Genomic DNA, 12,038 nt, shown 5'->3' with positions numbered 1-12,038 from the left:
TACAAGGGCCGATCCGGACTAGAGGTCCAGCACCAACCGCGCCGACCGGGCCCGCGAAACGCACGCGCAGATCTGCTTGTTGGAGGCCTTCTCCTTGTTCGACAGGCAGTTGTCGCGGTGCTCCGGCTCGCCGTCCAGCACCTCGACGATGCAGGTGCCGCAGATGCCCTCGCGGCACTCCGTGTCGATGTCGCAGCCGTGGGCCTGCAGCACGTCCACCAGCGTCGAGTCCGCCGGCACATGGAGCACCACGCCGGAACTGGCCAGTTCCACTTCGAAGGAACCCGCCGGCGCCGCGTTGGCGGCCAGGTCGGCCTGGAAGTGTTCGAGGTGGATGGCGTCTTCCGGGCGGCTGCGCGCGGCGATCTCCACCACCTTGTTCATGAACGGCGCCGGGCCGCAGGTGTAGACGTGGGCGTGCTGCGGCGCACGCGCAAGGCACTCGCCCAGCACGCTGTCGAGGTCAGCGGGTTCGACACCGTAATGCAACTCGACCTTCCCGGCGAACGCCTCGCTGGCCAGCAGCTCGACAAAGGCCGCGTGCTCGACGGACCGGGCGAAGTAATGCAGGCGATAAGGCTCGCCCTTGGCGTTCAGCCGGTATGCCATGCTCAGCAGCGGTGTGACACCGATGCCCGCAGCAAACAGCACGTGCTCGCGGGCTTCCGCTGCCAGGCGGAACAGGTTGCGCGGCGCGCCGATGTCCAGCTCCGCGCCTTCCTGCACGTCGTGCAGGGCACTGGAGCCGCCACGGGACGCGCCCTCCTTCTTCACCGCCACCAGGTAGGCGGTGCGGTCGTCCGGCGGGCTGCACAGCGAATACTGGCGCGTCACCCCGGTCGGCCCGGTGACGTCGACGTGAGCGCCCGGCTCGTAGGCGTCGAACGGCTGGCCATCACAACGTACGAGACGCAGGGAACGGATGTCCTGCGCTTCCTCGACGATCCTTTCGATTCTGACCTTCATCATGGCGTTACCTGCAAGGCGTTGGGTGCGGGCTCTGTGGCCCCTTTCCCGGCCTCTTTGTTACGAGCGGACGGGTGTTTCGGTTGGTTAATGAAGCGGGCCGGGGCCCACTCGGAAAATTTGGGAGTGGACGGTTGTTCCCTCTCCCCCGCCCTCTCCCTGAAGGGAGAGGGAGTGGTCCGTGCCGGCTGATTCGGAAGTGCCATCCTGCGCCGTACGGTCCCCTCTTTTGCAGGGAGAGAGCGGTTCGCAGTGTCTGGAACGCGCGGTGTTTCCAGCCCTGCCGATCAGTCCCCTCTCCCGCTTGCGGGAGAGGGTTAGGGAGAGGGGCTCTTCAGCTACCCCACTCAAGCTCAGGCCAAGCGTAGGGCGCATAACGCGCAGCGTTATCCGCCGTCCGCCCAGCCCAAACCTCAACGCATGAACAACCCACCATTGATATCCCAGCACGCCCCGGTCACCGATCCGGCGTTCTCCGCACACAGCAGCAGCACGCTGTCGGCGATGAAGGTCGGGTCGCCCAGGCGGCCAGCGGGGATGGTCTTGAGGATCTGTTCCAGGCGCTCGGGCGCTACGCTCTCGTAGACCACCGGCAAATCCAGCGGCCCCGGCGAGATGGCGTTGACGGTCACGCCCTGCGCCGAGAGTTCGCGGGCGAACACCTTGGTCAGGGTCGCCACGCCGCCCTTGGCTGCGGCGTAGTGGCCGCCGGTGGCGGTGCCGCCGTTCTGCCCGGCCAGCGAGGCAATGTTGACGATGCGACCGAAACCGCGTGCCGCGAAGTGCGTGCCGAACACCTGGCAGGCGACGAAAGTGCCGCGCAGGTTCACCGCCATGGAGGCGTCGAAATCCTCCGGGCTGATGTCCATCAGCCCGGCAACCTTGGACATCCCGGCATTGTTCACCAGGATGTCGGTGCCGCCCCAGTGCTCGGCAATCACATCGCGAGCGCGTTCGAAATCGGCTTTCTCCCGCGCATCCAGCTTCAACCCGAGGGCCGTGCGGCCCTCCGGGTCGAGTTCATCGGCCAGGCGCTGCACCGCGTCCTCGTTGAGGTCGGCCAGCGCCACGCGCAGGCCGGCGGCGTGCAGGCGGCGCGCGATGACTTCGCCGAGCCCGCGTGCGGCGCCAGTTACCAAGGCAACTCGTTGCATGGTGCGGCCCTCAGAGCAGGAAGCCGAGCGCGTTGAGCGCGTCTTCGGCGTTGATCAGGCGGATCACCTTGCGCTCCAGGCGGACTTGCCCGTCGGTGAAGCGAATACGGTGGTTCAGGTCGGCAATGAACGGCGTCGCCACGCCACGCTTGTAGGCGTAGAGCACCTGCGCCGAATTCACCTCGACCACATCGCCCGCCGCTTCCACCAGGGTGAAACGCGAGACGGTGCGCACGGTCTTCGCCGCGTCCACCGCCGACGGCGAATGGCCGCCGGTGAGGCGTTCGATGCGCAGGGCGCGCATGCGCGCGTCGTCGAAGACGTAGTTCAGGCTGGCGGCGAAGTCGTCGCCCTCGGCGTCGATCGGCACCACGTAGATGCCGTCCTCGCTCCACAGCTGCGACCACTGTGCGTAGTCCTTGCGGTCGAGCAGCTCGGCCTCGCGCCAGACGAATTCGATGGCCTTGGCCAGCGGGCCGGAGAAGCCGTTCAGGGTGTCGTTGCTCATTGGCTCATCATCCTTTTCCACATCTGGTACGCCTCGCGCATGCCGCCTTCGTCGGTGGCGTGGGAGACCTTGTCGCCGTTCTCGGCGACCACTTCGCGGTTCAGGCCGCGGTTGACCAGGATCGGCGCGTCGACGCCGGCGTAGGAGCCACGCTGCACGCGGTCCCAGGCCTCGGCGTCGTCCGGGCTGCCAAAGCCGAACGGGCCCTGGAAGTGCTCGTGGATGCGCATGCGCTCGCGGTTGGCGATCTCCGGGCCGCCATCCATGCCGAGGGCGACGTGGCGAATCTCGGTCTCGGTGACGGAGATCGGCCGCAGCACGCGGAAGAACGACATGGACATGGCCACGTTGGGGAACAGGTTGAGGTTGAAGCCGGCGCCATGCAGCGAGCGGACGATACGGCGCACCTGGGCAGGCTCCATGGTTTTCGACAGCTCCTCGGTGACGTGGGCGAAGCGCTCCTGCAGCTGCTCGGTGCCGTCGTCGTGGTCGAGGTCGACGTGTTCGGGGACCATCACCATCACGCTGTGGCCGTTGCCCAGGGCGTGAGTCACCGCCTGCTCGTCGCTCATGAACGAGAGCATCTCTTCGGTCTCTTCATCCACCGAGGACATGAACGACTTGTGCACGATGGGGAAGTGGTAGCCGTCGGTGGTGTTTTCCAGCTGGATCTTCCAGTTGCCGCGGAAGGTGAACTTGTGTTCGCCCTGGGTCTTGATCGGGTAGCCGGCGCCCTGCTTCATGAACAGGTCCATCCAGTGCTTCGCCCCGCCGAGGAAGTCTTCCAGCGGCTCGATGTCGTCGTTGTAGGTGGCGAACACCATGCCGGCGTAGCTTTCCACGCGCAGGCTGGTCAGCGGCAGCTCGGACTTGTCGAGGATGTCCTCGTAGCCATCCGGGTACGGCAGCGCACGCAGCTTGCCGTCCAGCGCGTAGGACCAGCTGTGGTACGGGCAGGTGAAGCCGGTGGCGTTGCCCTTGTGCTTCTCGCAGACGGTGGCACCACGGTGGCGGCAGCGGTTTTCCAGGACGTTGATGTTGCCCTTCTTGTCGCGCACCACAATCACCGGTCGGCGGCCGACGCTGGTGGTCTTGAAGTCACCGGCGTTGCGCACTTCGCTTTCGTGGGCGACCCACACCCAGGTGCGGTAGAAGATCTTGTCCATCTCCGCTTCGAACAGCTGCGGGTCGTTGTACAGCGAGACATCGACGCGGTCGTCGCCGACCAGCTCTTCGACGCTGCGCGACCGGGCGATCAGCCGGTATTCGTGAGCGCTCATGCCCATCTCCTCATGCCGATTTCTTATGTTTTTGCGCAGGCCGCGTGGCGGCCAGGCTGTGTTCGAGTTGCGCACCGAAGGCGCATACGCGTTCGTCGTCGCCCTTGCGGCCGACGATCTGCAGGCCGACTTTCAGCCCGCCGCAATCCAGGTCCACCGGCACGGTCAGCGCCGGGTGTCCGCTGAGGTTGAAAGGCCGCACCAGGGGCGTCATGCCGGCCACCGATTTGCCGTTGCGCGCATCGCTGAGCAGCGGCGGCAGGTCGGGCATGGTCGGCAGCAAGAGCACTTCGAAGTCCTCCAGCGCGGCGTCGATCGCGCGGGTGAAGTGCTCGCGCACTTTCTCCGCCTCAGCGCGCTCAGCGTCGGTGGTGCGGCTGGCCAGCAGCAGGCGCTGCTCAACATCGGCGCCGATCAGGCCCTTGCCGGTCAGCGCCGCATAGGCGGCCCAGTTCTCGTGATTGATCACCACCAGCCCGGCCTGGAAGGCCGCCTCGAACTCGCCGAGGAACAGGTGGCTGCGGCGCCAGCCGGCACGGTCCGCGGCGGCACCCAGGCAGGCCTGGATGTGCGGCGCGGACGGCACTTCGAGGAAGGCCACATGGGCGCCGTCACCGGGCATTTGCACGTTGCCGAAGCCAGGGCAGATGACCTGCATGGCAGCGATCAGGTCGGCCATGTTGGCGGCGAACGGGCCAACGCAATCCAGGCTGCTCTGCGCCGGGTGCACGCCGTCGCGGCTGACGCGACCGAAGGTCGGCTTCAGCCCGGCGATACCGCAGCAAGCCGCCGGCACACGCACCGAACCACCGGTATCGGTGCCCAGCGCGATGTCCGCCAGGCCCGCCGCCACGGCGGACGCGGAGCCGCTGGAGGAACCGCCGGGTACGCGGTCCGGCGCCATCGGGTTGATCGGCGTGCCGGTCCAGTCATTGATGCCGGTGACGCCGAAGGCCAGTTCGTGAAGATTGGTCTTGCCGACGATCTGCCAGCCGGCGTTCAGCACGGCGTCGACCACGAACGCGTTGCGCGTGGCCGGCGCGGCGTCGGCCAGCGCGCGAGTGCCGCAACGGGTCGGGTAGCCGGCGATGTCGATGCTGTCCTTGACCGCGACGCGCTTGCCGTCGCCGCCGAGAATGAATTCGCTGACGAAAGTGCTCATGGACGGCCCTCCCCTGCACCACCCAGCGCGCGTTGCGAGAGGCGCTGCGTGCGGAAATGGCTGATCTGCCAGCGACCGTCGATCTCGCGGAAATCGATGTCCAGCCGCGTGCCGAACAGCTCGGTGTGGCCCTCGGCATAGGTCGAGAGCTGCTGCATGATCCATTGCCCGCGCGCGGTGCGGCCGTCGACGCGGATCGACTCGCTGGTAAGGAAATGCAGGTTCAGCGCGAAGTGCGGCGACGGCGGCAGGTAGCCGAAGACGAACGCAGCGATCGCCTCGCGGCCCTGGTGATGGCCGAAGGTCTGTGCCGTAGTTGCGCCGATGCCTTCCCACACTGCGTCCTCGCTGAACAGCTCGGCCAGCTCGGTGATCGCTACCGGCGCGCGCGGTACGTCGCAGAGGTCCATGTAGCGGGCCATCAACCGACGCACCTGGCTTTCCCCTTCGAGGACCTCCAGGCGGCGGTTCAGCTCGGCCATGCTCAGGCTGCTCATGGCTCAGGTCCGCGCGGCTTCGGGAATGGTCAGCGGGCGGCCGATGCGCGCCTCGACCTTGGCGTACTTCCACAGGCTGTACTCGCCCACCGGCGTGGTGCGGAACAGGTTGCAGGCGTCGATCACGGTCTGGTGGCAATCCACGTCGGCCATGATGTAGACGGTCCAGGGCGAGGTGGTGGACGGGCCGACCATCAGGCGGTCGTCATCCAGCACGCCGAGCACGTTCATGCCCGGCAGCGCGCCGAGGTCGCTCATCATCTGCGAGAAGCCTTTCCACACGGTGATGCCTTCACCGGTGGGCAGGTCGAAGAACGGCTGGGCGATGCCGATACAGAACAGTACGCGCAAGGGTTCGGTGGTCGGACGGGTCATGCTTCGAGTCCTTGTTCTTATGGGTTTGAATCAGATGTATCCGGGGAACGGCGGCACATCGAGCAGCACCGCACCGGCGCCGTCGTACATGCCATCGCTCAGGAAGGCGTGCTGGGTCACCACCATGGCGTCGCGCAGGTAGCGCTGCAGCGGGTGGTTCAGGTAGATCGCCGTGGTGCCGGCCAGGCTGTAGGCGCGGCGTACCACGTCGGCACCGGCGCGGGACACGTGCACGGCGGCCAGGCGCAGCTGGCTGACCTGCTCGGGGCTGACGGCGTTGCCGGCGAGGATGGAGTCCCAGACAGTCTCGGTGGCGTCGTAGAAGAAGCCGCGCGCGGCCTGCAGCTCAGCCTCGGCCTTGCCGATCTCGATGCGTACATAGGCGCGGTCGCCAAGCTTGGGCGCGCCGGTCACACCGCTGGAAGACGCCATGCGGGTGATCTCGTCCAGCGCTGCGCGGGCCAGGCCGAGGTTGACCACGGCCAGTACCTGGGCGGCGTAGGCGATGGTCGGGTAGCGGTACAGCGGTTCATCGATGTTCGATTCGCCGCCGCGAATGAATGTCCAGTCGTCCGCAACGAAGGCATTGTCCAGCTTCAGGTCGTGACTGCCGGTGCCCTTGAGGCCAACCACGTTCCAGTTCTCGACGATCTCCACGTCCCTGGCGCGCAGCAGCGCAGTGCGCGGCTTGCCGCCTGGGCCACCGATGCCGATGCCGACGCCGAGCACGTCGGCGCCCTTGCAGCCGCTGGCGAATTTCCAGGTGCCGCTGACGCGCCAGCCGCCTTCGACCTGGGTGGCCGGCTGGATCGGGAACAGGCCGCCGGCGAACACCAGGTCCGGGCCGTCGGCATAGAGTTCGGCGAGGGTGTGGCGCGGCAGCGCGGTGAGGTAGGTGCTGGCGCTGCCAAAGCTGGCCACCCAGCCGGCGGAGCCGTCGGCTTCGGCGATACGCTCGACCAGCTTCAGGAACTGCGCCGGCGGCAGTGCGTCGCCGCCGAAGCAGCGCGGAGTTGCGGCGCGATAGATGCCGACATCGCGGAAGCGTTCGATCATGTCGCGGGGAACGTGGGAGCGGGTGTCGAACTCATCGCGGCGCTGGCGCACTTCATCGAGCACGCGCTGGAATTCGAGGGCACGGCCGTCCGCATCGAGCGGTTCGGCGAGGGCGGCACGCAGCATGGCATTATCTCCGTTTGTTCTTATCGACCTGCTCCCGGTCTGCCTGCGCTTGCTCAGGCTGCGTTGGAGGCGCACTCGGAATGCTCATTTGCAAATGCAAACTGCGCTTCCTCGCGCGCCTCCACCTTGCCTGAACTGCGCTCGGCGAGACCTGGAACAGGTCGTGTAGGCCATCGGCCCGTTCGATGCGGGCCGGTCGTCGTTGGGGCCAGTGTATGAACCGCCCTGCCCGCCCAACTATTGGGGCGTGCAGCCCCGCGTCTAAAGGAATCCCCTAGTCGGCGCCGGGTTACTCCGCAGTCCCTTCGCGCTACGCTGCGCGGTATAAAGGCGCCACTGCTTACCCGTCCCTGCAATCGAGAGCGAGCTTCGATGTTCCAGCCCACGCCCGACGACTTCCTCGCCCTGCTCCAGGCCATGCCGCTGTGCGTGATCCTTCACGATGCGCAGACCAAGGAAATCCTCTGGGCCAACAACGCCGCACTGGCCGTGCTTGGTTTCACGCTGGAAGAGCTGGTGCCACTGAAGGCGCCGGACATGACCGCCAATGCCCCGCAGTACCGCCGCTCGGTCGGCCTGCGCTGGCTGGAAGGCGCGGCGCGCACCGGCCAGCGCACCATCGAGTGGTGCTACCGCTCCAAACAGGGCGTGGAAATCCTCTCCGAGGCCGTCGCCACCCGCGTGCGCCTGCAGGAGCGCGACGTGCTGATGGTGCAGTTCCGCGATATCTCCAGGGAGAAACAGGTCGAGCGCGACCTGCAGCGTTTCGAGAGCCGCCTGAAGGCCTTCATGCAGGACCTCGCCGAAGGCGTGGCGGTGCTCGACGCTGACGGCAACCTGCGCTTCCTCAGCGAATCCGCCCTGCCCCTGCTGGGCGGCAGCCAGGACGACTGGATGGCGCACAACTTCCTCGGCCGCTGCGACAGCGCCACGCGCCCGCGCCTGGAACACCACCTGGCGATGCAGCCGCCAAGCCGCGAGCCGTACTCCGTCAGCTACCAGTTGCAACGCCTGGACGGCGAATGGCGCTGGCACCACGCGACCTGCCGCTACATCGAGATCGAGGACGACCTGGTCGGCCACCTGCTGCTGTTCCGCGACGTCACCGAACAGGTCCGCGCCGCCCAGGCGCAGCGCCAGAGCGACCAGAAGCTGGAGTACCTGGCGCGCTACAACGCCATGGGAGAGATGGCCCTGGCCATCGCCCACGAACTCAGCCAGCCGCTGGCGGCCACGCGCAACTTCATCGAGGGCGCGCTGATCCGCCTGGACCGCGAACAGAAGGCCGAAGCCTCCGCCGCCTGGGGCCTGGACAGCGCCGTGCGGCAGATCGAGCACGCCTCGCTGATCATCAAGAGCGTGCGCGAATACGTGGTGAAACTGGAGCAGGCCGAGCAGCGCATCGACCTCAATGAACTGCTCGGCGAAACGCTCTACTTCATCAGCCTCAAGGCGCAACCGAGCAACGTGCGCGTGGAACTGGAGCGCTGCGACAAGCCCCTCTGGGTGAGCTGCGAGAAGGTGCTGGTCGGCCAGGTGATCCTCAACCTCGCCTTCAACGCCATCGAGGAGATGCTCAACCTCCCCGAGGAGCGCCGCCTGCTGCGCATCCGCACCTCTCGCGAGGGCGACAGCGCGCGGCTGTGCGTGCTCGACCAGGGCCGTGGCATCGATGCCGGGGCCAAGGAGCGGCTGTTCGATGGCTTCTTCACGTCCAAGGTGAGCGGCAACGGGATCGGCCTGGCACTGTGCCAGAGCATCGTCTCGCGGCATCGCGGGGACATCTGGGCGGAGAATGTCGAGCCCTGCGGGGCGATGTTCTGTTTCGGGTTGCCGTTGGCGGAGTGATCGGCCGCCTTCCTTGCCAGCGGATCGCGGCGTAGCCCGCTCCAACACGGGAAGATCGGCTTTTGGCACTCGAAGACTTCCAGAGAAACGCCCACACACTCCGAGTGCCCCGTTCAGGAGGCCTCGTTGAAGCGGAGTTTCAGGGGTCGAGTGGCATGGATGCCGCGAGAGCCGCGATGGGCCAGGGATGGCCCTTCGCGGCGTGCCCCTGAAACTTTGCTTCAACGAGGGCATTTTTCGCCCCAAGCGAAAAACCGGATGTCCGGGGCAAGCCTTTTGGTTACTTTTCGGCGTTTGGAAAAGTGACTCGCCCGAGGGGGCGAAACCCAATACATCCGAACACTCAAATGCGGTGCTAAACACCAGAACTTGAAGTATCGCGGACATTGCGCGCCACACAGGCCGGCTCCCGTAGCAGCAGACTTTGTACGCGATGTTCTTGCTTGCGGTTGGGTGTTAATGCGCCGCTTCGGCGTACGCGTGAACTTCTTGTTTCGCCCCCTCGGGCGAGTTTCTTTTGGCAAACGCCCCAAAAGGAACCAAAAGGTCTTGCCCCTGCATCCGGTTTTTCGCTTCGCGAAAAATACCCTCGGTTCTTCGGAGCTTCAGGGGCCCGCTGCGAAGGGCCATCCCTGGCCCATCGCAGCTCTCGCGACATCCATGTCGCTCAACCCCTGAAACTCCGATCACCTTCGGCCTCCTGAAAGGGGCACTCCGGAGCGCGCGGAGGTTTCTCTGGAAATCCTGATGAGCCAGAGCAAAAGCCGGGGCAGAACCGTAGGGCACATAGCCCGAAACGGGTTATCCGCCGATAGGCCCGCGGCGGATAACGCTGGCGCGTTATGCGCCCTACGAAAAGCTCCGCCGGGCCCTGTCAAAGAAAACGGCGCCCGAAGGCGCCGTCGTTGGCTCAGGGAAACCTCAGCCGTGGGACTTCTTGATAATCGCCTCGGCAATGTTCGCCGGCGCCTCGGCGTACTTGGTGAACTCCATCGAGTAGCTCGCGCGCCCCTGGGACATCGAGCGCACGTCGGTGGCGTAGCCGAACATCTCTCCCAGCGGCACCTCGGCGCGGATGACCTTGCCGGCCGGCGTATCTTCCATCCCCTGGATCAGCCCGCGCCGGCGGTTCAGGTCGCCCATCACGTCGCCCATGTAGTCCTCCGGCGTCACCACCTCGACCTTCATCACCGGCTCCAGCAGCACCGCGCCGCCCTTCTGCGAGAGCTGCTTGGTGGCCATGGAGGCGGCGATCTTGAATGCCATCTCGCTGGAGTCGACGTCGTGGTAGGAGCCGTCGAATACCGAGGCCTTCAGGCCGATCAGCGGGTAGCCGGCGAGCACGCCGTTCTGCATCTGTTCCTCGATGCCCTTCTGGATCGCCGGGATGAATTCGCGCGGGATCACGCCGCCGACCACCTCGTTGACGAACTCCAGCCCGTCCTTGCCCTCGTCGCCCGGCTCGAAGCGAATCCAGCAATGGCCGAACTGGCCACGGCCGCCGGACTGGCGGACGAACTTGCCTTCGATCTCGCACTTCCTGCGGATCGCCTCGCGGTAGGCCACCTGCGGCTTGCCGATGTTGGCCTCGACGTTGAACTCGCGGCGCATGCGGTCGACGATGATGTCCAGGTGCAGCTCGCCCATGCCGGAGATGATGGTCTGCCCGGTCTCCTCGTCGGTCTTGACGCGGAACGAGGGGTCTTCCTGGGCCAGTTTGGAGAGGGCGATGCCCATCTTCTCCTGGTCGGCCTTGGTCTTGGGTTCCACGGCCACGGAGATCACCGGGTCGGGGAAGTCCATGCGTTCGAGGATGATCGGCTTGTCGATGGAACACAGGGTGTCGCCGGTGGTGACATCCTTCATGCCGATCAGCGCGGCGATGTCGCCGGCGCGCACTTCCTTGATCTCCTCGCGCTGGTTGGCGTGCATCTGCACCATCCGGCCGACGCGTTCCTTCTTGGTCTTCACCGAGTTGAGCACGGCGTCGCCGCTGCTCAGCACGCCGGAATAGACGCGGGCGAAGGTCAGGGTGCCGACGAAGGGGTCGGTAGCGATCTTGAAGGCCAGCGCGGAGAACGGTTCGCTGTCGTCGGCGTGGCGCTCCAGGTGTTTTTCTTCATCGTCCGGGTCGGTGCCGTTGATCGCGGGGATTTCCGAGGGCGCCGGCAAGTAGTCGATGACGGCGTCGAGTACCAGCGGCACGCCCTTGTTCTTGAACGAGGAACCCAGTACCGCCGGGACGATCTCGTTGGCCAGGGTGCGCTGGCGCAGGCCGGCCTTGATTTCCGCGATGCTCAGTTCCTCGCCTTCGAGGTACTTGTTCATCAGCTCGTCGTTGGCTTCGGCAGCGGCCTCGATCATGTGCGCGCGCCACTCGTCCGCCAGCGCCTGCAGTTCTGCGGGGATCGGTTCCTCGGTGTAACTGGTGCCCTGGTCGGCATCGTTCCAGACAATGGCCTTCATCTTCACCAGGTCGATCTGCCCGGCGAAGTTTTCCTCCGAGCCGATGGCCAGCTGGATCGGCACCGGCGTGTGGCCCAGGCGCTGCTTGATCTGCGCGACCACGCGGAGGAAGTCGGCACCCTGGCGGTCCATCTTGTTGACGTAGGCCAGGCGCGGCACGTGGTACTTGTTGGCCTGGCGCCAGACCGTCTCGGACTGCGGCTCGACGCCGTCGGCGCCGCTGAACACCACCACCGCGCCATCGAGCACGCGCAGGGAGCGCTCCACCTCGATGGTGAAGTCGACGTGGCCGGGGGTGTCGATGATGTTGAAGCGGTACTTGTGGTCGTACTGTTTGGTGGAGCCCTGCCAGAACGCCGTGGTGGCCGCCGAGGTGATGGTGATGCCGCGTTCCTGTTCCTGCACCATCCAGTCCATGGTCGCCGCGCCGTCGTGCACCTCGCCCATCTTGTGGTTCACACCGGTGTAGAAAAGAATGCGCTCGGTCGTGGTGGTCTTGCCGGCGTCCACGTGGGCGACGATGCCGATATTGCGGTAAAGCTCGATGGGCGTATTGCGAGCCATGGTGTGCTCCGTTTCTGCTGGTTGACTGCCGGGCCT

10 protein-coding genes are annotated in these 12,038 nt (G+C 66.0%); 1 reads left to right on the top strand and 9 read right to left on the bottom strand.

Annotated features, from left to right (window positions below; all coding sequences use genetic code 11):
* Window positions 1-18: 18 nt before the first annotated feature.
* From A6723_RS08000 to A6723_RS07965, 8 genes are all read right to left on the bottom strand, one after another.
* Complete coding sequence (locus A6723_RS08000) at window positions 19-969, bottom strand: PDR/VanB family oxidoreductase (protein WP_054910156.1); 951 nt, start codon at window positions 967-969, stop codon at window positions 19-21.
* 410 nt (window positions 970-1,379) lie between these two features.
* A complete protein-coding gene (locus A6723_RS07995) occupies window positions 1,380-2,120 on the bottom strand; it encodes an SDR family NAD(P)-dependent oxidoreductase (RefSeq protein WP_054910155.1) in 741 nt (246 codons plus the stop codon).
* A 10-nt stretch (window positions 2,121-2,130) separates the two neighbouring features.
* The gene (locus A6723_RS07990) at window positions 2,131-2,628 is read right to left on the bottom strand and encodes an aromatic-ring-hydroxylating dioxygenase subunit beta (RefSeq protein ID WP_054910154.1); all 498 of its coding nucleotides are present in this window, start codon (window positions 2,626-2,628) and stop codon (window positions 2,131-2,133) included.
* On the bottom strand, window positions 2,625-3,908 hold the full coding sequence (locus tag A6723_RS07985) for an aromatic ring-hydroxylating dioxygenase subunit alpha (protein ID WP_054910153.1): 1,284 nt from the start codon (window positions 3,906-3,908) through the stop codon (window positions 2,625-2,627). The genes A6723_RS07990 and A6723_RS07985 overlap by 4 nt, the downstream gene beginning before the upstream one ends.
* A 10-nt stretch (window positions 3,909-3,918) precedes the next feature.
* On the bottom strand, window positions 3,919-5,070 hold the full coding sequence (locus A6723_RS07980) for an amidase (RefSeq protein ID WP_054910152.1): 1,152 nt from the start codon (window positions 5,068-5,070) through the stop codon (window positions 3,919-3,921).
* On the bottom strand, window positions 5,067-5,567 hold the full coding sequence (locus A6723_RS07975; RefSeq protein ID WP_371914046.1) for a nuclear transport factor 2 family protein: 501 nt from the start codon (window positions 5,565-5,567) through the stop codon (window positions 5,067-5,069). Before A6723_RS07975 ends, A6723_RS07980 begins: the two co-directional genes overlap by 4 nt.
* 3 nt (window positions 5,568-5,570) lie before the next feature.
* The gene (locus A6723_RS07970; protein WP_017516776.1) at window positions 5,571-5,942 is read right to left on the bottom strand and encodes a hypothetical protein; all 372 of its coding nucleotides are present in this window, start codon (window positions 5,940-5,942) and stop codon (window positions 5,571-5,573) included.
* A 30-nt stretch (window positions 5,943-5,972) separates the two neighbouring features.
* Window positions 5,973-7,124, bottom strand: coding sequence for an acyl-CoA dehydrogenase family protein (locus A6723_RS07965; RefSeq protein WP_054910151.1), 1,152 nt, complete (start codon window positions 7,122-7,124; stop codon window positions 5,973-5,975).
* A 372-nt stretch (window positions 7,125-7,496) separates the two neighbouring features.
* Between A6723_RS07965 and A6723_RS07960 the strand changes: the two genes are divergently transcribed.
* Window positions 7,497-8,972, top strand: a complete 1,476-nt coding sequence (locus tag A6723_RS07960) for an ATP-binding protein (RefSeq protein WP_054910150.1) — start codon at window positions 7,497-7,499, stop codon at window positions 8,970-8,972.
* A gap of 921 nt (window positions 8,973-9,893) precedes the next feature.
* Here the strand turns inward: A6723_RS07960 and fusA are convergent.
* Entirely contained in the window at window positions 9,894-12,002 is a 2,109-nt protein-coding gene (gene fusA, locus A6723_RS07955; RefSeq protein WP_054910149.1) for an elongation factor G, read from the bottom strand.
* Window positions 12,003-12,038: the final 36 nt, after the last annotated feature.

Origin of the sequence: Pseudomonas sp. AU11447, assembly GCF_001672555.2 — a bacterium.
GTDB classification, from domain to species: Bacteria; Pseudomonadota; Gammaproteobacteria; order Pseudomonadales; family Pseudomonadaceae; genus Pseudomonas; species Pseudomonas nitroreducens.
The sequence above is the reverse complement of the archived record's forward strand: the minus strand, read 5'-3'. Positions and strand labels throughout refer to the sequence as shown.